The 22,548-nt window shown below is 36.1% G+C and carries 13 protein-coding genes; 9 read left to right on the forward strand and 4 right to left on the reverse strand.

Annotated elements, in window-relative coordinates; translation table 11 throughout:
- Positions 1-114 precede the first annotated feature (114 nt).
- The 6 genes from AADJ06_RS01295 (at position 115) to AADJ06_RS01320 (ending at position 9,657) form a co-directional block, all read left to right on the forward strand.
- A complete protein-coding gene (locus AADJ06_RS01295; RefSeq protein WP_341224581.1) occupies positions 115-2,862 on the forward strand; it encodes a hypothetical protein in 2,748 nt (915 codons plus the stop codon).
- 159 nt (positions 2,863-3,021) lie between these two features.
- Positions 3,022-4,374, forward strand: coding sequence for an ADP-ribosylglycohydrolase family protein (locus tag AADJ06_RS01300; protein WP_341224582.1), 1,353 nt, complete (start codon positions 3,022-3,024; stop codon positions 4,372-4,374).
- 162 nt (positions 4,375-4,536) lie between these two features.
- Entirely contained in the window at positions 4,537-6,438 is a 1,902-nt protein-coding gene (gene acs, locus AADJ06_RS01305) for an acetate--CoA ligase (RefSeq protein WP_341224583.1), read from the forward strand.
- 110 nt (positions 6,439-6,548) lie between these two features.
- Positions 6,549-7,292 carry a LytTR family DNA-binding domain-containing protein gene (locus tag AADJ06_RS01310; protein ID WP_341224584.1) on the forward strand — a complete coding sequence of 248 codons (744 nt, stop codon included), beginning with the start codon at positions 6,549-6,551 and terminating at the stop codon, positions 7,290-7,292.
- Entirely contained in the window at positions 7,292-9,229 is a 1,938-nt protein-coding gene (locus AADJ06_RS01315; protein ID WP_341224585.1) for a tetratricopeptide repeat protein, read from the forward strand. Before AADJ06_RS01310 ends, AADJ06_RS01315 begins: the two co-directional genes overlap by 1 nt.
- Positions 9,226-9,657 carry a DUF6265 family protein gene (locus AADJ06_RS01320; RefSeq protein ID WP_341224586.1) on the forward strand — a complete coding sequence of 144 codons (432 nt, stop codon included), beginning with the start codon at positions 9,226-9,228 and terminating at the stop codon, positions 9,655-9,657. The genes AADJ06_RS01315 and AADJ06_RS01320 overlap by 4 nt, the downstream gene beginning before the upstream one ends.
- Before the next feature lie 4 nt (positions 9,658-9,661).
- On the opposite strand, the gene AADJ06_RS01325 is transcribed toward AADJ06_RS01320, so the two are convergent.
- On the reverse strand, positions 9,662-11,014 hold the full coding sequence (locus AADJ06_RS01325) for a neutral/alkaline non-lysosomal ceramidase N-terminal domain-containing protein (RefSeq protein WP_341224587.1): 1,353 nt from the start codon (positions 11,012-11,014) through the stop codon (positions 9,662-9,664).
- A 78-nt stretch (positions 11,015-11,092) separates the two neighbouring features.
- Between AADJ06_RS01325 and AADJ06_RS01330 the strand changes: the two genes are divergently transcribed.
- Entirely contained in the window at positions 11,093-11,914 is an 822-nt protein-coding gene (locus AADJ06_RS01330) for a mechanosensitive ion channel (protein WP_341224588.1), read from the forward strand.
- On the opposite strand, the gene AADJ06_RS01335 is transcribed toward AADJ06_RS01330, so the two are convergent.
- From AADJ06_RS01335 to AADJ06_RS01345, 3 genes are all read right to left on the reverse strand, one after another.
- Positions 11,911-14,529 (reverse strand): T9SS type A sorting domain-containing protein, encoded by a 2,619-nt coding sequence (locus tag AADJ06_RS01335; RefSeq protein WP_341224589.1) that lies wholly within the window; start codon positions 14,527-14,529, stop codon positions 11,911-11,913. The two genes, AADJ06_RS01330 and AADJ06_RS01335, sit on opposite strands and share 4 nt — an antisense overlap.
- 407 nt (positions 14,530-14,936) lie before the next feature.
- Entirely contained in the window at positions 14,937-15,173 is a 237-nt protein-coding gene (locus tag AADJ06_RS01340; RefSeq protein ID WP_341224590.1) for a DUF3850 domain-containing protein, read from the reverse strand.
- A gap of 214 nt (positions 15,174-15,387) precedes the next feature.
- Complete coding sequence (locus tag AADJ06_RS01345) at positions 15,388-17,019, reverse strand: CTP synthase (protein ID WP_341224591.1); 1,632 nt, start codon at positions 17,017-17,019, stop codon at positions 15,388-15,390.
- 974 nt (positions 17,020-17,993) lie between these two features.
- Between AADJ06_RS01345 and AADJ06_RS01350 the strand changes: the two genes are divergently transcribed.
- The gene (locus AADJ06_RS01350; RefSeq protein WP_341224592.1) at positions 17,994-19,454 is read left to right on the forward strand and encodes a hypothetical protein; all 1,461 of its coding nucleotides are present in this window, start codon (positions 17,994-17,996) and stop codon (positions 19,452-19,454) included.
- Between the two features lie 86 nt (positions 19,455-19,540).
- Positions 19,541-22,444, forward strand: coding sequence for a TonB-dependent receptor (locus AADJ06_RS01355; RefSeq protein WP_341224593.1), 2,904 nt, complete (start codon positions 19,541-19,543; stop codon positions 22,442-22,444).
- Positions 22,445-22,548 lie beyond the last annotated feature (104 nt).

The raw sequence follows: 22,548 nt of genomic DNA on the forward strand, positions 1-22,548 counted from the left end.
TGTTGAAATAGGCACTATTTATTTAGGTTTGAGAGCAAGAAAATAAGGTTGAAAAAAGCAATGAATTTTTCTATTGGAACTGTAGCTTTTACATTACTAACTCTACAAAATTCTATGAAATTTGGAACCCTGCTGGTTTTTATTATACTTTCAAATAGTTTGTTCTCCCAGAGCTTTAATATGGTTACTGATATACAGATAGCTGAGAAAGATTCGGAGTATGGCGAGAGTATCGTTTTTCAAGATAATTTATACTTTGTTGGGTATAAAAATGCTGTAGGTTATTGCCTATTCAAAACTGATGGAGAAGCAAGGCCTTCTATGGTATACAATTTTGGGGAAATCAAAATAACAAATCTCGCTCAAAATAGTAACTACTTGGTTTTTCTTAAAGAAGATGAGTTATGGAAGACTGATGGTACAACATTAGGCACTGAAAAAGTTTTGAAATTGTTATTTCCTTTTTCAAATAGGTTCCTTTTTCAAAATGATCAGGCCCTCTTTATTACAAATCTGGCTTCAGGGTTTCAATCTATTAATCGATTAGATCTTACTTCGAATGATACACTGACGCTAAAGTCGACACAGAATTTGAGAAGTGTTAAGGCTATTGGGGAGATAGATGAAAAAACATTCTATGCTGGTTATTTTGGAGACTTTGGATATGAGATATTCTATAATTCTGTTGGTAGTGATTCACTTTTTTTACTAAAGGATATTAGTCCAGGAATTGCAAATGGTTTAGATGGTAACACCCATATGGCTAAGTTCGATAACAAAATTTTCTTCATAGGAAAGAGTATAGAATATGGAAATGAACTTTGGGTAACGAATGGTACTGAAGCAGGAACATACATGTTGAAAGATTTATATTCGGGAGCTGGTAGTTATAATTATATTGGTTCTCAAATGTTTTCAGTCAATAATGGGATTGTTTTTAGAGCTAGTAATTCTATTTTTGGTTCAGACGGAACAGTAGAAGGAACAAAACTTTTGGCTAGTATTAATGTGCCTATTGGTGCTTGGCGTAAGGGAGGAGACAGGATCTTTATAAATACTGGATATAATTCTAACTCCTATGTTTATATTGCCTCCGCGGCAGGAACCTATGGTAAACGAATGGGCAATAGGATAAGCGAAATTACTTTTTTTGAAAATAAGTACATCTATTCTAGCTTAAACGAATCGCCAAAAGGGTCAGAGTTATTCAAATTTGAAGAGGGAACCGTTTCCCTATTGGAAAATATAAATAAGGAACCTAATGGAAGAATTGGGTCGTCCCAAAATTCTTCTTTCCCCAAACAGTTTAGAGAAGTTAATGGTAATTTATTATTTCTAGCGACCGATGGATTTAATGGTACAGAATTATGGAAAACAAAGAATGATTCAACATACTTATTTTTTGAACTAAATAAAGATACAATTCAAACTCCCAGTTCAGAACCTACAGGTTTCTTTGAATTTAATGGCTTTATTTATTTTCAGGCTTTTGAGAAAGAAGGAACCGTGAAATCTCTTTTTAAGACGAATCCTGAAAATTATGAAACTGTAAAAGTATTAGAAACGGCTAACCCAATAGACCAAATTGTTCTTTTAAATAATCGGATTTATATAAACGCATCATATGAAAGACTTATTTCTGATATAGGGGGTGATTCTTTTTCTGCTGTGGATCCAAGCAATGTATTATATGCAGCCTCCAATATTAAGAAAGATTCAGTTTTTTCGACATACAATACTATTTCTAAGATATCTCCTGACTTACAGGTGACTCATTTCACCACATTTGAGGCTGGCAATGAAGTAACAAAAGGTTCTAAATACTTAGTCAATGCTCAAGGCAATTATTTCGTAGCGGCCGAAACGAATGCTTACGGTCGAGAGCTTTATAAGTTAAATCTAGAAACGCTAAGTATTGAGCTTGTTAAAGACATTTCTGCCGGTGGGGCTAATACTAACATAATTGATATTAAAGCATTTAATTCAAACGTTTTGTTTGTTGTTGAATTGGATTATTATACCAGAGAATTATGGTTTTCGGATGGGACTGAATTAGGAACAAATAGAATAGGCACTTATTCTTATGGTTACGGTGCCCCAATTTCGTTAGAGAATAATGCAATCCTTGGTGATTTTTTCTATTTCTCTGCCAATTTTTCAAATATGGGATTTGAGTTGTTAAAAACAGATGGAACATTTGAAAATACAGTATTAGTTAGTGATATGGCCAATGGAGAATGCTCCAGCTCCGACCCTGGTAACTTTTTCTTTAACAATGGAGATTTGTTTTTTGAAGCTAGGGTGGGATGTAATTTTAGACTGTTTAAGATTAATCAAAACTACCCTGAATCTATAATATCTTTATCCGAAAAGCCTTACCTTTCTTTTACATACCTCCCATGGGATGTACGTACAATTGGAAAAATGGACTCCCGGAATGTTATTTTTAACGCCAGTGATGGTAGTCAGGGTGTTTCTGGATATGAGCTTTGGGTTTCGGATGGAACTAAAGAAGGTACAAAGTTATTTTATGATTTAAGAAGCGGACCTGGGAATTCTAACCCATCTGGATTTTTTCGTTTTGAAAATAAAATGTTCTTTAGTGCAAATGCTAATTCAAAGGGCTTTGAGCCTTGGGTTTTGACTTTGCCAAATTGTCCGGATGATTTATTAATTAATTCAAATCTTACAACGGACTTAATTTCGAATTCTAATTATTCCACTGTTATTGAGAGTAAATTAACGGAAAATTTAAGTTCTGAGGTTTTTATCTATTCCAATGGGAGTATTCTTTTGAAACCGGGCTTTGAAACTGAAAATTTTAAAATATTTAAAGCTGCAATTACTTCTTGTCCAAATTAACATTTGATTCGAGTTTATAAAGGGAGGAGCTAATAGTAAAATAAATTGATGTAGCTTTCATTAATAGACAAACTGAACGAATACTGATAAAAATGCTATTGAGCATGTTCATGAAAGTGTGCGGAAAATAATTTAGTTTTATATTTAAACCAGTCATTCATGAGATACTTCTCTTATTCTGTCCTATTAATAGGCTTAGCCCTCAGCTCATGTCAAAAACCAGAGCCAAACACACTTCAAAATCCGGATTTGCTTTATGCCAAATACGAACCCAAAGAATCTGATTTACCAATTTCAAGAGCCGATTATAAAAACAAACTGGAAGGTTTTTGGTTGGGACAGTGCATTGCCAATTGGACTGGTTTAGTGACCGAAATGGACAAAGTTGGTAATATAGGTGAAATAAAAACAGGAGATTTTTATACCAGAGAGGATTGGGGTAAGCCTGATATTCCAAACATCTTTTCAGGCGATAAAATAAGTCAATGGTCGCCCACGCTTGATTTTGTACTAGAAGATGAAGGTGGAGTTTGGGGAGCAGATGATGATACAGACATAGAATATATTTATCAAGAGCTTTTGCTTAAAAACAAAACAAGCCTTTTATCTGGCGAGCAAATAAGAGATGGTTGGTTAAAGCATATCAAAAAAGAGGAGGAAAACTTTTTATGGGTGTCAAATCAAAAGGCACTAGACTTGATGAACGAAGGTTTAGTACCTCCTGCCACGGGTGCCCCTGAAAATAACCCTGAGTATGAGATGATTGATGCTCAGCTTACCACAGAGGTTTTTGGCTTTTATGCTCCTTCCAGGCCAGATGTGGCTATGAAGTTATCACTATTGCCTATTCAGACGGTAGCTAGAGATGATGCTCAGTTAATTTCAGAATTTAATGTTATTATGTATTCTTTGGCGGCAAGTATTGATGAATCAAAACCAATTTCTGAGAATATTAAGTGGATGGCGGAGGAAGCTCGTAAGCACTTGCCAAATGAAACGTATTCGGCTAAGATGTATGATTTTGTCAAATCGCAATATGAGGCTGGAAAAACTTGGGAAGAAGCAAGAGACGCCGTTTATGAAAGATATCAGGTGAATCAGGAAGATGGCTATGATATGACCTCAAGAAATATGTATTGTAATGCCTGCTTTGCGGCAGGAATAAACTTTGCGGCCAGCATTGTTAGCCTTTATTATGGCGAAGGAGACCTTAAAGAAACTATAAAAATTGGTGCTCTTTCTGGCTGGGACTCTGATAACCCTACCGCTACTTGGGGAGGTTTGATAGGTTTTATGATTGGAAAAGAAGGCGTAGAAAAGGCTTTTGGAAGGAAATTTGCCGATAAATTTAATATTCACAGAACACGTGTTGGCTTTCCTAATAATGGGATTGACTCTTTTCCTAACATGGCTAAGAAAGGCATTTATGTGATTGACCGTGTGGTGCAAGAAGAGTTAGGTGGAGGTATTGACCTTCAAAAAGATTTATGGTACATACCTACGCCTAAATAGTGTCCATCTTATTGATTGTCAATTTCAGGAGAACAGTTGTAGGCTTTAACTGCAGTATTGTACATTTGTCTTAATTGTGCCATTTTCCTGTCTTTTTATAGCTTGAAGGCACTTATTCGCTATATTTACAGACCAATTTAATTTTAGAATCGACCCATTGAAATGAGAATTAATACATTCGAAGAATACGAACTAGCCTATAAGAAAAGTGTGGAAGACCCAGAAGGTTTCTGGGGTGAAGTGGCACAAGGATTTGAGTGGAAAAAACCTTGGACTAAGGTGCTCGACTGGAACTTTGAAGAACCAAGTATAAAATGGTTTGTAGGTGGTAAAATGAATATTACCGAAAACCTGCTGGATCGTCATGTTCGTGAAAGACCAAATCAACCGGCTATTATTTGGGAACCGAATGAGAAAGAAGATGAGTCCGTAACGCTCACTTATAAGGTGCTTCATGAGCGTGTAAGCCGTTTTGCAAATGTTTTGAAAAATCATGGAGTAGAGAAAGGAGACCGTATTTGCATTTACATGCCTATGATTCCTGAATTAGCCATAGCTGTTTTGGCTTGTGCTAGAATTGGGGCAATCCATTCGGTAGTTTTTGGTGGTTTTTCGGCGAAATCAATAGCAGATAGAGTTAACGATGCCAACTGTAAAGTAATTATTACAACCGACGGAGCTTTTAGGGGCACCAAAAAAATACCTATGAAAGAAACCGTGGACGATGCTTTGATAGGCTGTCCGATGGTAGAAAAAGTTATTGTAGCTACTCGTACCCGTACACCAGTTTCTATGATTAAGGGGCGTGACTACTGGTGGGAAGAAGAAATAAAGAAAGTAAGTGCGGACTGCCCTGCTACCGTAATGGATTCTGAAGATCCACTATTTATTCTTTATACCTCAGGTTCTACTGGTAAGCCTAAAGGTGTAGTACATACCTGTGGTGGATATATGGTTTACTCTACCTATTCTTTTCAAAACGTATTTCAGTATGACCCGGGAGATGTCTATTTCTGTACGGCAGACATAGGCTGGATTACGGGTCATTCCTATATAATTTATGGTCCGCTGGCAGCAGGGGCAACCTCCTTAATGTTTGAGGGTGTGCCTACATACCCTGATGCTGGACGTTTTTGGGATATAGTAGAGCGTCATAAAGTAAATATTTTTTATACAGCTCCTACGGCCATCCGTTCTTTAATGGGTTTTGGAAAAGAATTTTGGGAAAATAAGGACTTAAGTTCGCTTAAAACTTTAGGCTCTGTGGGCGAACCTATTAATGAGGAGGCATGGCACTGGTATAATGATAATATAGGTAAGGGAAATTGTACCATTTGCGACAGCTGGTGGCAAACCGAAACTGGAGGTATAATGATTTCGCCATTGGCCAATATAACTCCTACTAAACCAACTTTTGCCACTTTACCGTTACCAGGAATTCAGCCAGAATTAGTTGATGAAAAAGGAGAGGTGATAGAAGGAAATGGTGTGAATGGAAATTTAGTAATCAAATTCCCTTGGCCGTCTATTATAAGAACTACTTGGGGAGACCATGACCGCTGTAAGCAAGTTTATTTTTCGACCTATAAAAACAAATACTTTACCGGCGATGGCTGTATGCGTGATGAAGAGGGCTATTATAGAATAACAGGCCGTGTAGATGATGTCATTAACGTATCTGGTCACAGAATAGGTACAGCAGAAGTGGAAGATGCACTTAATTCTCATACGGGTGTGGTGGAATCTGCTGTGGTAGGGTATCCTCACGAAATTAAAGGGCAAGGGATTTTTGCCTACATCATTATGGAGAGCCTTGTTCATGAAGAGGAATTAACAAAACGTGATATATTGGCTACAGTTACACGTATTATTGGGCCTATTGCCAAACCAGACCAAATTCTTTTCGTAAGCGGTGTTCCCAAAACACGTTCAGGTAAAATTATGCGGAGAATTTTAAGGAAAATAGCCGAAGGTGATGTGTCAAATTTAGGAGATATTTCTACATTATTAGACCCCTCAGTGGTTGATGAAATTGTAGAAAAAGCTGGCTTAAAACAGTCATAAGATTTACATGGTAGTGTTTTTTGACCAATTATAAAGAAAATACTACCATGTACACACTTTTTTCATGTAATTAGAAGCTTTCGCGTAAATTGTGGACTTAGCATTCTACCATGATAAAAGTTGTAATTATAGACGATGAGCCAAAGGCTATTGAAGGTCTTAAATGGGAGCTGGAAAATTTCTGCCCTGAGGTGGAGGTTGTAAGCACATTTACTGACCCAAGAAAAGGTTTAATATATTTTGAAGAAGAACAAGATGTTGACTGCGTATTTCTAGATATTGAAATGCCGCAAATGGACGGTTTCCGGTTCTTAGATCAGCTTCCAGAAAGAAATTTTGCGGTAATTATTACTACCGCCTATGATCAGTATGGCATTAATGCCATTAAAGAAAGAGCCTTAGATTATTTGCTGAAACCCATTGATTCTGATGACCTCATGGAAGCCTGTAACAAGGTGAAAGAGTTTCAGAAAGAGCATTCTATCAAAGATAAGTTTGAAGAAACACTGATGACAGTGATGTCAAAATCAAGTAGTGGGAACAATAGGATAGGTATTAATATTGATGGTAAAATAGTTTTCTTAAAACCTGAAGTTATACTCTACTGCGAAGGTGACGGTAACTATACATCTATTTATTTGACGGACGGAGAAAAGCTATTTATTACCCAAACTTTAAAGAAGCTAAGCGAAAAACTAAGCGATATTGAGTTTTTTAGAGTTCACAATTCCTTTATTATCAATCTTTCAAAGGTAAAAGAATATTTAAAAACAGATTCTTATATCATCATGGAGGATGGAAAGCATATACCTGTTTCTAGAAACAGGAAAGCCGAATTTCTTAATAAATTTTAGTGCTTAAAAAATTAAAAATACTAATGGTACTAACCGTCATGATAATGGCGGTATTTCCTTTTGTCTCGCTCGGACAAAAAAAGCTAAATGCAGCGGAGATTATAGAAATAAACTCAAAAGATTATGCGGAGATAGATAGCTTGCTTTTCCCAATACGAAGAGATGAGAGTATCCTTGCAAAATATTTAAGTGAGTTTAAAAAATCAGAATATAATGAAGGCTTAACCTATATCTATATTCAAAAGGGTTTAATGCACAGAAATATATCGGAATATCCAGAGGCCCTGGAAAGTTTAAATCTGGCTATTAACTATGCAAACCTTTGCGAAAATGTAGACTTTAAGGTGATTGCTCTTAACATGATGGGCGTGGTTCATAGGCGAATGGAGGAGGTTAGAGAAGCTTTAGACCTACATAAAAAGGCTTTAGAATTAGCAGAATCAGAGGGGAGTGATAGCAAAACTGGAATGAGGAACATTGCAGTGGCTAGGAATAGCATAGGTAATATTTACATTTCTTTAAGGCAGCCCGAACTGGCCGAAAAGGAATTTGTGGAGTCTACCAAAATAGAAGAAAAGACAGGGAATGACCTAGGCTTAGCTATTAACTATCAAAACCTTGGGAGTATTTATGAAGAACGTGGTAAGCTAGATACTGCTCTGATATTTTACAGGAAGTCTATGGATTATAACGTAAAAATAAACTCTAAGCTGGGTATGGTTATATGTAATAATAGCATAGGTCAAATTTACTTAAAACAGCAACGGTACAAAGAAGCATTAAGTATTATTAAACCCACCATTCAACAAGCAAAGGAAATAGGCGACAAATATTATTTGGCCATGGCAAACTTGAATTATGGCTGGGCTTTAGAAGAAGAAGGAAATATTATAGAAAGTAAAAAATATGTGGAAAGAGCCCTATCTCAATCTAAAGAAAGAAATATGGGCTATTTTGTGGCAGAGTCATATCGTATTTTGGCAGCAATAAGTGAGAAGGAAGGGAACTACAAAGAAGCCCTAAAATTCTCGAAATTATATAGCGAAAATGAAGAGAAATACTTGAACGAGTCTAACCAAAGGTATGTAGCAGACCTTATTCTTAAATATGACTCGGAGCGAAAAAAGAATCAGATTGATATTTTAGAAAAGGAAAATGAAATTGCCAATTTGAAACTGGAAGACAATCAGAAAATATTCATTGTTGCCACTATTTGTTTATCGCTTTTGTGTGGTATTTTCTTTTTTGTTTATCGCCAAAACCGCTTAAGGAGAGAAAAGGAATTCTTAGCACTAGAACAAAAGATGATGCGTTCTCAAATGAATCCTCATTTTATCTTTAACTCATTGAATTCTATTAAGTTATATATCATTAATAATGAGAAAGATAAGGCCGTTTATTATCTGAATAAATTCTCGAAATTGATAAGAACTATTTTAGCAACCTCCAAAGAAAAAGATATTACGCTGCAAGAAGAGCTTGATACTATGGAGCTTTACCTGAACATTGAGAATATCAGATTTTCTAATAAGATTAAGTTTGAAATGAGTGTAGAAGATGGTATTGAAACTACCGGAATTAGGGTGCCTTCTTTAATCTTACAGCCATTTATTGAAAACTCTATTTGGCACGGCCTATCTTCCAAAGAAGGATTGAAAATTATCAAAATGAAGGTAAGTCGTTATTCAAATAAAGAGTTTTTGATAGAAATTGAAGATAATGGCATTGGGCGTCAAAAATCTAGAGAAATAAAAGCAAGTAAAACCCTCAACAATAAATCGATAGGTTTAGATTTAACAAAGCAACGTCTGGATAATTATTTTAAAGATTCAGAGAAAGAACATTCGCTAGAAATTGTAGATTTATCGGATAAAAAAGGTTTAGCCTGTGGAACTAAGATAGTACTTAAAATGCCTCTAAAAAGCCAAACAGCATGAGATTAACCTTAACGTTTTTATTTTTCGTTCTGTTTCTAACTTCTTGCGGAAAAGTGGACAGTTTCGCTTGGTTAGAAGGCAATTGGGTTCGGATAAATGACCAAGAAAATAGAGAAACATTTGAAAATTGGGAGGTTAAAAACGGCGTTTACACCGGTGTGGGTTTTACCATGAGTGATGGAGATACTATTTCTCAAGAACTTATGACTATTCAGCGATCAGAGGAACTTTGGAATTTAAAAGTTAAAGTAGCCAGTGAACCAGAGGTGAAGTTTAATTTGACTAGCCAAACTCCTAATTCATTCACTTTTGAGAATCAGGAAATAGACTTTCCAAAAGTTATAAATTATGTATTAGAAGGAGACACGCTGAAGGCTGTAGTCTCAAATGATGAAATGAGTATTGATTTTATTTTTGTCAGACAGTAATAATTTAATTTTTACTCACTAAATCAATGATGTCTTTAGTGGCTTCAGAAAAGTAATCGCCATTATAAGGCCCAAACCAGCTCATGGTAATGGTTTCATAGGTTTCAGTGTCAAAGTGTTCATCTGCAGTAATGTAACCTGCGTAAGTTCCGTTAAAGCTAGTGATTATAAGGTTTAGACCCTTGGTTTTGGCGTAGTTGTCAAGGCTTTCCATAAGTTCTCCAGAAAAATCACAAGGCATACCTACCATCAAATTATTTCCAATTTTTAGCACTTTTATATAGCTCGGCGAATCTCCAAAGAGCCATTTGAAAACCCATGGTCTCAAAGCTAGATTTGTTGTTAGTCTTGGAGAAGGTTTTCTTAAGGGGAGTGAAATTTGAAAGGACAATACTTCAGGGTTTCCAGAAAGTGATTCAAACTCGTTTTCTGAATTGATTTCATTCATAACACCCAGAGCCTGATTATTTACTTCGTCAAAATCTGTTTCACCATTTTCCATGGGTCCCATACTGCCTACCGCACCTGCCATATACATAGCAAAGTTTACAGAATTCTTCTCTAAAGAATCTACCAAAACACCTGGGTAATCTCTTGAAAGTGCCACCGTACTAGCATTTAAAACGGTAGAGTGAGCGGCGTAAGTAGCTAAAAGTGCAGTTTTGTATTTTGTTTTAAACCTTAATGAGCGAATAAAAGGCTCAATCTTTCCGCCGTCTACAATCCTGTTTCTTATATCATGTGTATCTAAGTTTTTTTCAAAAGTTACGGTAGCGGCAGCCATCTCTTTTTTAGCGGCTAATATAGAATTAACTATCCCGCCTGAAATCATTTGTTCTATTTCAGCATCATACTCACCGGCAAAGAGTGTACCTACCAGGGTGTTATACCAAGCTCCTAAACTGTTATGGCTATGCGTAGCCCCAAAATAAATATGGTCAAAAGTCAAATCTGTACTGCCAAGTTTTTGTTTGACTAGGTCACTCACAGTTGGGGGTACTATCAATAAATCTACCGATATTAAGGCTGTTTTTATACCTTCTTTCTCAAGTAAGATAGTTCTCACAAATACGGAATCATGCACGGTACTATAAGAGGCTCCACGCCTTTTTCCATAACCTGCTAAGGGAATAGGGTCTTTAGGCGTGATATTGATTTTAGCCCAGCCTACTTTTAAAGAATCGTTAGAACTTGTTTGACTAATATCTAAGTCGCTGATATTCTGTTTCCATGCCTTGTAATAGGGCATTTCTTCATAAGGTGTCCGGTCAATATATGTGACCATAGCAAACACCACTATTAGTAAAAATGCAATAAAACCAAGAAGTATTTTGGAAACTGTTTTCAGTATTTTCATAACTAGCTATTAAAATTGTTGAGTTTCTTGACCAACAATTCATTATTTTGAAGTCGGTTACAAAATTACAAAGCAATAATGAGTATTGATATTAAGGAATACCTTTCTATGGCTGTAGATACGGTAATAAAATATGCCCCAAGTTTGATTGGAGCTATACTGGTCTTGTTTGTAGGCTTTTGGATAATTAAAAAAGTTTCTAAAATTGCTAATACCTCTTTAGAGAAATCTACACTTTCACCAGAAATTACCACGTTTTTGATTTCCATGTTTGATATGGTTTTGAAACTGTCGGTTATTCTGTTTGCCGCAGGCATTGCAGGTTTTGACACTTCAGCCTTGGTTGGTATTTTAGCAGCAGCGGGTTTTGCTATTGGCCTAGCTCTTCAGGGAGGGCTGGGTAATTTTGCTTCTGGTATCATCATATTGGTTTTTAAACCCTATAGAGTTGGTGACTGGATTGAACTTGATGGGAAATTTGGGAAAGTAGAAGAAATTCAAATATTTAATACGCTTTTGGGAACACCTGGAAAAAAGACTTTGATTATACCCAACGGTCAAATAACGGAGAACGTGGTTACGAATTTTTCAAAGAAGGGTGCCATCAGGTTAGAGTTAGAAGTTAGCATGCCGTATGAAGAAAGTTTTCCTAAGATAGAGCGAATTATTCAAGCTGTGATGGCTAAAAATGCTAGAATAATGCCTGAACCAGCACCTTTGGTTGGTATTGAAAAGTATGAGTCGCACTTTTTGGTGATAGGGGTAAAGCCCTTCGTTAAGCCTGATGATTTTTGGGAGGTAACCTATGACCTCAACAAAGAGATAAAGAAGGCTTTCAGCGAAAACGACGTAAAAATGGCTTATTCAGAAGGAGTAGAATTAGGGGAAATAGGAAACTAGAAGCCTCTTTTGATAATTTTACGTGTCATAACCTGCTGCCCTGAAACTACGCGTATTAAATAATTTCCTTCTGCCAAACTACTAATATTCATGTCTAGTGTTTTTTCAGAAATAAGCCCAGTTTTAAGCACTTCCCCTTTCATATTGTAAAGGTTTACTATGGGTTGTTTTTCAGGCTTTTGGCTTAGTTCAATGCGTACTTGGTCTCTACTAGGATTAGGGTAAACTAAAAGTCCTTCCATTCTGTTTGCTTCATTTCCTAAAACTAAAACGGTGATAGTGGCGTCACCAAAAGTCTGACCAGACCCACAGGGATTTGAAACTGTTGTTAATCCGTATAAGGTAGTTTCTTGAGGTGTTACTTCCCAGAAGTAAGGAGATTTATTGGCAGTAATGGTTTCACCAACGGTTGTACTTAAAATCCATGGAGCGGAGCCTGTTAAGTTTATTTCTAATTGAGAGGTTTTTCCTATTTGAATGGTTTCTCCACCGCTTATAGTTGCGGTTGGAGTTTCATTACTTAGTTTAATGGTTTTGCTGTTTGAAAAAGTACCACAGCCTTCCTTTTCCATCCATACTCTATAAGAGCCAACTTTATCCGCCAAAATCTCAAAGGCATTTGAAGTAGCATTTAGGCTATCATTAAGCCACTGGTAGGTATCTACTATGGCAGCAGCAGAAATGTGTGCCACACCACCATCTGGGCAAATATTTAAGGTGTCGGCCAGAGGTAACAGGCGTTTGTTTATTTGTAAAAGTTGAACACTAGTTGGTACCGTTTCAATTTCACAAGATTGATATTTTAAAGCTACTTTGTAACTACCAGACTTATTGATGGTTTGACTAGCTTTTGTTCCTAGCAATGTTTCATCTAAATACCATTGGTAAGAAATATCAGAGCTAAAAAGTAAATCGCCTAGGGCATTTTGTGTTCTAACATTATTATCACCTATTTGAAGAGTAAGTTGACTAAGGTTTTCGGCACATAAACCACTTTTTGGTTTTACTATTTTAGCATCTAGAGCGTTTAATGTAACTTTTAGAGCATTTGATTGATAAGTACAGGTATCGTCCACTTCTACAGTAAGACTATAATTACCACTTGATTTTACGATTAAAGCTTTCTGGTTAGAATTTGCAATAACTTGTCCATCTTTTTTCCAGGTGTATATTACGGTAGGTCCGTCAATGCCTGTTAGGTTTAAGTTTTTGCCAATAATGGTGGAGTCTGCACAAGTTTTTATTTCATCAACATTAGCATAGATATCAAACGGAACGGTATTATCAGCAATGTTTACTTCAAGGGTGTCTGAATAGACTATGCAGGTAGCTGGGCCATAATTGCCTTCTACATGATAGCTTCCACTTTCTGAAATAGTTAACACATCAAATAAGAATGGGATATCTTTTAAATAGTTATTGTCTTTATAAAGTTTGAGGTTATAAGAACTTTGACTAATTGTGTTATTTTTTGAGCTTGTGAAAAGACTAACTGTTTTATCTTCACATGTGTTAAGTTCTGTAATACTATTCAAATTTAAACCACGCATCTTTGAGTTATTCTGAAGCTTTAATGGCATAGATAGAGCCTCACAGCTTCCTTGTTTTATAAGGTAACGGTATTCGCCCGGTTCTTTAACAAAAACACTTTTTCCAGAAGCTACTTTAGTCCCGTCTCGTAACCAAGACACAGAAATGTCATTGTTTTGCAGATAATTAGAAATACTAAGATTTGCATTTAAGTCATGACAAACAGTTATTACATCATCAATAGCCGAAATAGGTTGAGGAATGATGCTCCCCGGTTTTAAACCACCTATTCGTACCTTGAAGTTGTCTGAGAGACTTGTGCAGTTACCTTGCGAGAGAGATAGTTGATAGTTTCCTGTTTCTTTTGCTGCAAAATCCTTCGTGTTGGCTCCTTCAATAGGTGAACCATCAAAGTGCCATTGGTAAGTAAGTTGGTCCAGATTGGGAACACTGGCATTTATGTTAACCGAAAAACCGCTACACACTTCTGCCGAATATGCAGAGCTTAAATCAGCTTTTCTAATTTGTCCTATAACCACTTTGGCCCTTCCACCTACTTCATAAGTGCAGTTCCCTCTTTGCACTTTTGCTGTATAGGTGCCAGATTCACTGGCCTTAAATATGTTTGCTTTTGCATTGGCTATAATTTCATTGTCTTTAAGCCAAGTAATATCGTCTCCATTTACTAGACCAGTATAAATTTCCAGAGTGTTAGAAAAACCTTCACAAATGGGCTCTGTACCATACTGCATAAACAAACCTGTAAACTCATCTACATTCAGTCTAATAGTATCTGAAGAAGTAGCAGTTACTGAAGATTGTATAAATACATTAGAAGAAAACGTAGAAGATAGGGCTAAACTGTCTTTCTGCGTTCTTCCTATTTCGGTAATACTTTCATCAAAGTTTAGCCTGTAAAGAATAAATTCTTCGCTTGTATCAAATACTCCAGTGGTATCAAAATGTAAATAAGTCTCCTGACCGTTACATATCGGCGAACTTGGGCTCTGGATGCTGATACTTTGTGAGTATAGCTTAGTATGTGTAAAAACTAAAACACTTAGTATTATTAGGAAATTTTTCATTTGCTAGGATTAAAATTATTAGTGGTCTAAAACATTAAATGCCTATCCGCTAATCGACCCAAATTTTTCTTTTTATGCCAAAAGTCAAAACTTTTAACATAGCACGTTTTTTAGGTAAGTCTATAATTCAATGGGGAATACTCCACATTAAAAAAATCATTCAAATCTATTTTATAAACCTCCTTATCCTAACAATTACAACAAACGATCCAAAAAAAAATAAGTCGTCTTCGTTATGTAGTGATAGGTCGTGAAAATTAAACAAGTGTGCTACATGCTTAAGACTAGCCAAAGTCAAGTGATTAAAATTAATTTCTAATCACTTAGAGCAAACTAATTCAAACTAAATGCTCTAGAGGTTTAAAAGTCATATTATTAGAACCTCAATACTGTAAAAAAAAGTAATACTATTTCATGGCGAGTATTACAAAACCTTCTTTAAGGCCATACTTTTCTACATTTTTCAGGATGTATAATATTGTTCTGCGGCATTCTCGGCCGGTATAGTGCTCATTATCAAATTCAAGCAGTCTGAGGGTATCACCTACTTTATAGTTTTTATTATCTTCCCTTAACTCAAAGGTTTTGTTTCTACGTTTTACTTCTTCAAAGTACTCTGGTAATATTTTAAGTTCGTGCTCCATATTACTTGTTCTAAAGATTTACAATAAAAAACTTAAGTAAGGGCTAAATGGCATAAGGTTAAGCCACAATTCCTTTCCTTTCAAAATTAGAATTTGCACCATTATTGTTTCTAGTACCCTCACCTCACTCAAATTTATTTCAATAATTTGAAGTCCACTTTTATATCGAAGTAATTTTTCAAAGTATATAAGGCAAATTTGAAAAGCTATTCCTTTAATCTTTAGCAGATGAGAAGTCCATTGCGGCCTTCACAAAAGAAATAAATAAAGGATGCGGCTCTAATGCTGTACTTTTTAATTCTGGGTGAAACTGAACACCAATGAAGAATGGATGAGAAGGTAACTCCACTATTTCTACCAAATTATTCTCAGGGTTTATACCAGAAACTACTAGCCCTGCCGCTTCAAAATCTTTAGTAAAGGCCTCGTTGAATTCCCAACGGTGACGGTGCCTTTCAGAGATTTTCTTTTTGCCATAGATACTGCTAGCTAAAGTTCCCTTAGTTAAATCGCAGTTATAAGCTCCCAAACGCATAGTGCCACCTTTATCCTGTACATTTTTTTGATCTATCATCAGGTGAATCACTGGGTGTTCTGTGTGTTCGGCCATTTCTGTAGAATGGGCATCAGCCCAACCTAAGACGTTTCTTGCATATTCTATTACGGCCATTTGCATACCTAAACATATTCCAAAAAATGGTATACCATTTTCTCTTACATATTTAACGGCAGCTATTTTACCTTCAATACCTCTTTCTCCAAAACCTGGAGCTACTAAAACACCGTCAAGATGACCTAACTTTTCTTGGATATTACTTAAAGTAAAACTTTCTGAATGTATCCACTCAATGGTTACTTTACACTCATTAGCAGCACCTGCGTGTATAAATGATTCAATAATAGATTTGTAAGCATCAGGAAGCTCCACGTATTTACCTATCAAACCAATAGTTACCTGAGCTATAGGATTTTTCAAACGACCTAGGAACTTCTTCCACTCCGTCATATTTGGAGCTTTGTCGTTATAAATATCCATCATATAAAGCACTCGTTGGTCTAGTTTTTCCTTTTCCATTAAAAGCGGCACATCATAAATTGTGCTAGCATCTTTCGCTTCAATTACAGATTTTGGATGCACATTACAGAAAAGTGCAATTTTTCTTCTGATATCAGCCGGTAAAGAATGCTCTGTGCGGCACACAATTATGTCTGGCTGAATACCAGACTCTTGTAGTTTTTTTACAGAGTGCTGCGTTGGCTTTGTTTTTAATTCTCCTGCAGACCTTAAGTAAGGAATAAGTGTCAAATGAATGGTGAGCATGTTTTTCTCACCCAAATCCCACTTTAATTGACGAATAGCCTCAATGAAAGGTAAAGATTCAATATCACCAACACAACCACCAATTTCTGTGATAACAATATCATACTTCCCTTCTTCACCTAAGTTTAAGATGTTTCTTTTGATTTCGTCTGTAATATGAGGAATTACCTGAACTGTTTTACCTAGAAAATCACCTTTACGCTCACGGCTAAGCACATTGTTGTATATTCTTCCCGTGGTAACATTGTTTATTTGAGTAGTCCGAACATTCAAAAAACGTTCGTAATGACCTAAGTCAAGATCTGTTTCGGCACCATCTTCAGTTACATAGCACTCGCCGTGCTCATAAGGATTTAAAGTACCTGGGTCAATATTAAGATAAGGATCTAGTTTTTGAATAGTAACTGAAAGACCTCTTGCCTGTAGCAACTTTGCTAAAGATGAAGCTATAATTCCCTTACCGAGTGAAGAAGTAACACCTCCTGTAACGAAGATGTATTTTGGTGTTTTTTTGTGCCCGCTCATTGAAAATGGATAAATTCCTTGCTATGATTACGGGATACAAAAGTAGTGGATTTTGTTGAAAGTGACCTTACTTATTTATGTAAAAAGGAATTTTAAAGTGGACAGCTTTTATTAATCTTACTCAATAAGGTGGATAGTGCTTGAAGTTCAGGATAGTATGGCTTTAGACTTGGAAGAAAATAAATTGAACGTATATAAGGTAGAGAAATTGGTAAAAAACTCTCTTGAGTTAAATATAGTATTAAAGCCTTTAGAATAGTAGACTTCCGAATATTGATGACTCTATTACTTTCTTGAAAAATATAAGAAGAACAGTTTAGCAAGTAAGATTGCTTTTAAGGTATATATGACTATTTAAATTTAAAGGAGATAAGTACTAAACAAAAAAAAAGGACTGGAACAAAATGTTCCAGCCTTTCCCGCTACTAAATCCACACAACTTTTATTTTAAATATTTTTTGTTTCCTGACTTCTTCGTTCTTAATGTTTCAAAGGTAGATTTTCTCATTATACAACGCAAATAAATATTCACTATTTTTATTGGACGGTGCTATCTACGAAAAATATCCTCTCGCTAACATCTATACGCTCTGTAAGTTAGCTAATTTTGATAAATATTTATTTTTTTTCAAAACTCTTAGCTTAACCCTACTCAGATTGTCTACATAATTATATACGTAGCAGAAGCATATTTAGTTTTTGTGTTTGATTTAATTGCTCAATTAGCTATTGCTTTCTCCTTAATCTACTTGTAATAAGTGTTTTATATAATTAACAGCTACATAATCTTGGCTTAACAATTAGTTAATATTGCTATTCTAGCTTTGTGCCAAATTTCAGAGTAGAAGTATACGCTAGTCTGAGAATTTATGAAAGAATCAAATACTATTAAAGTGCCTGAAAAGGTAGAGTTTAAAATCAAGTTTAAAAAAACGAATTCAAAGAATTTTTAAAACTCCAAATTTCCCAAACAAATGAAATTTTCAAAAATGATTTTAGCCGTGTTAGCGGCTTCTTCTTTAGTTTTTTCTTCTTGCGAAGATGACGATGTGCCTGCAGAGGCTGTATATTCTGTACCAACGGTTACCTCTGCTAGCAGTGATGCTACAAATGTAGACGCCGGTACTACTGGTTCTTCTGTTACTTTTAATGTTTCAGTTGATTCAGATTTAACGGCTACTTATGAAGCTACTGGTTCAGGTGTAACTATTAGTAATGCTTCAGGTACTGTTACAGGTAACACTGTTTCTATCACTTTTGATGCTGGGTCTACAGCCGGTGCCGCTTCTATTAATTTAGTAGTAACAGATTCTGAAGGTCAGTCAACTCAAGCTACTGCTGTTATTAACGTTGGAGCAGTTGCCACTGAAGTTACTTTAACCTCTAATATCTCAGCGGATGCTACTTGGACTGCTGATAAGGTTTACATATTAGGTGGAAGAATTACGGTTGAGTCAGGTGCTACTCTTACTATTGAGGCAGGTACTATTATCAAAGGTCAAGCTGGAACTGGTGCTAACGCTACTGCTCTTTTAGTAGCTCGTGGTGGTAAAATAATGGCAGAAGGAACTGCAACTAGCCCAATTATCTTTACATCAGTTGCCGATGAAATTAGCCAAGATGATATCACTGCTGGAAACTTCGCTAGCCCTAATTTAGATCCAGATGTTAACGGATTATGGGGTGGTGTAATTGTATTAGGTAATGCTCCTATTTCTGCATCAAACTCTTCAGGAGATGTTTCTGAAGTTCAAATTGAAGGTATTCCAACTTCTGACCCTAATGGTTTATATGGTGGCTCTGACGCTGCTGATAACTCAGGTGTTTTGAAATATATTTCTATAAGACATGGTGGTGCTAACATTGGTGCAGGTAACGAAATCAACGGTTTAACATTAGGTGGCGTTGGTACTGGTACTGTTATCGAGAATATCGAGGTTGTTGCTAATCAGGATGATGGAATTGAGTGGTTCGGTGGAACAGTAAATGTGTCAAACGTAGTAGTTTGGAATGTTGGTGATGACGGAATTGACACGGATCAGGCTTGGACTGGTACTTTATCAAACTTCGCTGTAATTACGGTTTCAGGTCATTGTTTCGAGCTTGACGGACCAGAAGGTTCGACTACTGGAAGTCATACTATCCAAAACGGGTATATTAATGCAGCTGGTTCAGAAGACCTTATCAATACAGATGAGAATTCTGGTGTAGCACTTAAAAATCTTTACTTCGTAGGAGTTGGAGCTGACCAGAAAATAAATCGTGTGACTGCACCAGCGGTAACATTTGAAGGGATTGAATTAAGTGTGGATGCTTCGGCTCTTGCAAGTCATGTGAATGGTGAGGTTCCTGCAGGAGTTACTGCGGGTACCACTAACTCTGCTGACTTAAGTGTTCTTTCTTGGACTTGGGCTTCTCAGTCAGGAAATCTTTAATTGAGATAATAGAAACCGAGAACACATTGAGCGTTTTCGGTTTCTTCTCTTTTTTGATAGAATTTATTTTAATAACCAATATGAATATGTTTAAAAAATTACTAACACTGGGTTTGCTTTTAATAAGTACCCAAATTATGGCCCAAACGGGTATCCTTCGAGGAAAGGTTACTGAGGCCACTACAGGAGAAGGTGCCATAGGTGCCACTGTTACTTTAGCTGGAACTACTAACGCAGCATTTACTGATATTGATGGAGAGTTTACCCTCACGGTACCTTATGGTAAACATAGTTTAATTATTAGCTATGTCGGTTTTCAGAAAAAAACTATAACTGACGTTCTAATTGACGCTCAGAAAGGAGAGGTGTATCTAGAAAACATAGTGTTAGATACAGACACCAAGACTTTGGATGAAGTGGTAGTTAGGGCAGAGCTTTTACGTACCTCAGAAGCTGCCATTACCATGATAAAACACAATTCCTCCGTGATTTTGGATGGGATTTCTTCTGCTAAAATGAAAATTACAGGTGATGCTACCGCAGTTGAGGCGGCTAAGCGTATCACTGGAGTTTCAATAGAAGGCGGAAAATATGTTTATGTAAGAGGACTTGGTGATAGATATACTAAAACCACACTAAATGGAGTGGATATTCCGGGCCTTGACCCTGATCGAAATTCACTGCAAATGGATATTTTTCCTACAAGTCTTATTGACAATATAATGGTAAGCAAAAACTTTTCTGCTGAAATGCCTGCTGACTTTACTGGAGGTTTAATGAATGTGGAGACAAAAGCTTTTCCTGAGCATAAGGTTTTTAATGTTTCTTTTGGGCTTGGATATAATCCTCAGGCTAACTTAAAGTCTGATTTTTTAACTTATGACGGGGGGAAATATGATTTTTTAGGCTTTGATGACGGCTCTCGTGAATTACCAGAATTGGCAGCTGGAATGAATGTTCCTACTCCTATAAGTGGTCATTCTAAAGAAGAGGTGACTTCGTTTGTGAAAAGTTTTAATCCTGAACTAGCTACTAAAACCAAAAAGAGTCCGCTTAATTATTCAGGCGGAATAACCTTTGGTAATCAACGTTTACTTGGACAAAGTTCTAATAAATTGGGCTATATTTTATCATTAAATTATAAACTTGATTATCAATTTTATGATGATGTGAGCTATGGGGAGTATCAAAGGTATAATGATGCCTCTTTAACAGAAATGAGATATGCTACAGTTCAAAATGGGCAATATACAGATGAGAGTGTACTTCTTGGAGGTTTAGCTGGTTTGGCTTTTAAGAGTAAAAGCTCTAAGATTAGGCTTACTGCCATGAGGCTTCAGAATGGAGAAAAGAGAGCAGGTATTTTTGATATTGATAATGATGGTGCAGCTGTAGGTCAATCAGGGTATATCGCCAAATCAAATAACCTGGAGTATAACCAGCGTTCTCTTAGTAATTTCTTGCTAGCTGGAACACATTTATTAGATCATGATAAATTAGAAATAGACTGGAAGTTAAGTACTACCTACTCTATATCTGAAGATCCAGATATTAGAAAGTCAGCATTTACTTATACCAACAATAATGATATTGTGTTCTCTGCAGGAGCCGGCGGATTACCATCGAGGATTTGGCGTGACTTGGACGAAATAGGTCAGAATGGAAGGGTAGACCTATCTTATGGCTATGCTTTTAAAGGTAATTCAGCTAAAGTTAGAATCGGAGCCAATATCCTTAGAAAAGAAAGGAATTTTGAAATTAAGCAATTTCAGATGGCCTTCTTCGGAGGGAAAGCAGGAGGAACTTGGGCTACTGATGACTTTAGTACAATTCTCAATGATGGAAATATTTTCCCGAACAAGCAGCCAAATAACATTTACTATCAATCAGGTAATAACGACCCTAATCCAAATCAATATAACTCAAGAAGCCTTAATAAAGGATACTATGTGTCCAACGAAATGAGTTTCGGAGATAGAACTAAGGTAATTGCAGGTTTGCGATTGGAAGATTTTAAACAATATCATACTGGAAGGGATCAGAGTTATGCGAGCGGAGATATAGTAAATGGCAGAAATTTAGACGACGAGGTGGTACTTAGCTCTGTAAATTTATTTCCTTCTTTAAACGTGATTTATAAGTTAGGCAAGTTAGCTAATGCTAGATTTGCTTATGCAAAAACAATTGCTAGACCTTCTTTTAAGGAGCTATCATTTGCACAAATTATTGACCCACTTACCAATCGTATTTTTAACGGAAGTTTATTTACCTACTCAGACTGGGATGGAGAACTACTGGAGACTAAGATTGATAATTTTGACTTGAGGTTGGAAAAATATGGTGAGCGAGGTGAGTTGATTTCTTTAAGTGGTTTTTATAAAAAATTCAGAAATCCGATTGAATTAATTCGTATTCCTGAGCAACAAACAAGTACAGAGTACCAGCCAAGAAATGTGGGAGATGGTATGGTGTTAGGGCTAGAGCTAGAGTTAATAAGAAACCTGTCTTTCCTTAGTCAGGCTATGCAAAATTGGCAGTTAAGTCTGAACTTTTCAGCGGTTAAATCACAGATTGACATGTCTGATTCAGAATATAATTCTCGTCTGGAGTATGTTAGAGATGGCGAAACTATAGAGGCGGTTCGTAAAATGGCTGGTCAGGCTCCTTATATTTTTAATGGAGGAATAAGCTATAACAGTTTTGAGAAAGGCTTAGACATGGGGTTATTCTACAATGTAAAAGGTAGTACACTTAATATTGTAGGTATTGGTCTATTTCCTGATGTCTACACTGAGGCATTCCATAGTTTGAATTTCGGATTAAATAAGAAGCTAGGCTCTTCAGAAAAGCTATTTCTTGATGTGAAAGTTTCAAATATTCTAGACGATACGGTAGATGTTGTTTATAAATCATACAAAGCCGAAAATCAGATTTTCAGCAGCCATAACCCTGGTAGATCATTTAGTGTTGGACTAAACTTTAAGCTATAATTGAAGTTCCCATATTATTTTGGATACTTCTTAATTTAAAAGTAAATGTTACCATTTTTCATAATGGTATTCTAAACAGTTTTAAACTTGATTCATATTGGTAA

Source organism: uncultured Arcticibacterium sp. (assembly GCF_964021845.1).
In the GTDB taxonomy this organism is placed as follows: Bacteria; Bacteroidota; Bacteroidia; order Cytophagales; family Spirosomataceae; genus Arcticibacterium.

What these genes read in the sequence shown, in the direction of transcription:
- acs (WP_341224583.1), top strand. Translation starts at nt 4,537, where the DNA reads ATGAGAATTAATACATTCGAAGAATACGAACTAGCCTATAAGAAAAGT.
- AADJ06_RS01320 (WP_341224586.1), top strand. Translation starts at nt 9,226, where the DNA reads ATGAGATTAACCTTAACGTTTTTATTTTTCGTTCTGTTTCTAACTTCT.
- AADJ06_RS01295 (WP_341224581.1), top strand. Translation starts at nt 115, where the DNA reads ATGAAATTTGGAACCCTGCTGGTTTTTATTATACTTTCAAATAGTTTG.
- AADJ06_RS01330 (WP_341224588.1), top strand. Translation starts at nt 11,093, where the DNA reads ATGAGTATTGATATTAAGGAATACCTTTCTATGGCTGTAGATACGGTA.
- AADJ06_RS01350 (WP_341224592.1), top strand. Translation starts at nt 17,994, where the DNA reads ATGAAATTTTCAAAAATGATTTTAGCCGTGTTAGCGGCTTCTTCTTTA.
- AADJ06_RS01345 (WP_341224591.1), bottom strand. Translation starts at nt 17,019, where the DNA reads ATGAGCGGGCACAAAAAAACACCAAAATACATCTTCGTTACAGGAGGT.
- AADJ06_RS01300 (WP_341224582.1), top strand. Translation starts at nt 3,022, where the DNA reads ATGAGATACTTCTCTTATTCTGTCCTATTAATAGGCTTAGCCCTCAGC.
- AADJ06_RS01335 (WP_341224589.1), bottom strand. Translation starts at nt 14,529, where the DNA reads ATGAAAAATTTCCTAATAATACTAAGTGTTTTAGTTTTTACACATACT.
- AADJ06_RS01340 (WP_341224590.1), bottom strand. Translation starts at nt 15,173, where the DNA reads ATGGAGCACGAACTTAAAATATTACCAGAGTACTTTGAAGAAGTAAAA.
- AADJ06_RS01310 (WP_341224584.1), top strand. Translation starts at nt 6,549, where the DNA reads ATGATAAAAGTTGTAATTATAGACGATGAGCCAAAGGCTATTGAAGGT.
- AADJ06_RS01325 (WP_341224587.1), bottom strand. Translation starts at nt 11,014, where the DNA reads ATGAAAATACTGAAAACAGTTTCCAAAATACTTCTTGGTTTTATTGCA.
- AADJ06_RS01355 (WP_341224593.1), top strand. Translation starts at nt 19,541, where the DNA reads ATGTTTAAAAAATTACTAACACTGGGTTTGCTTTTAATAAGTACCCAA.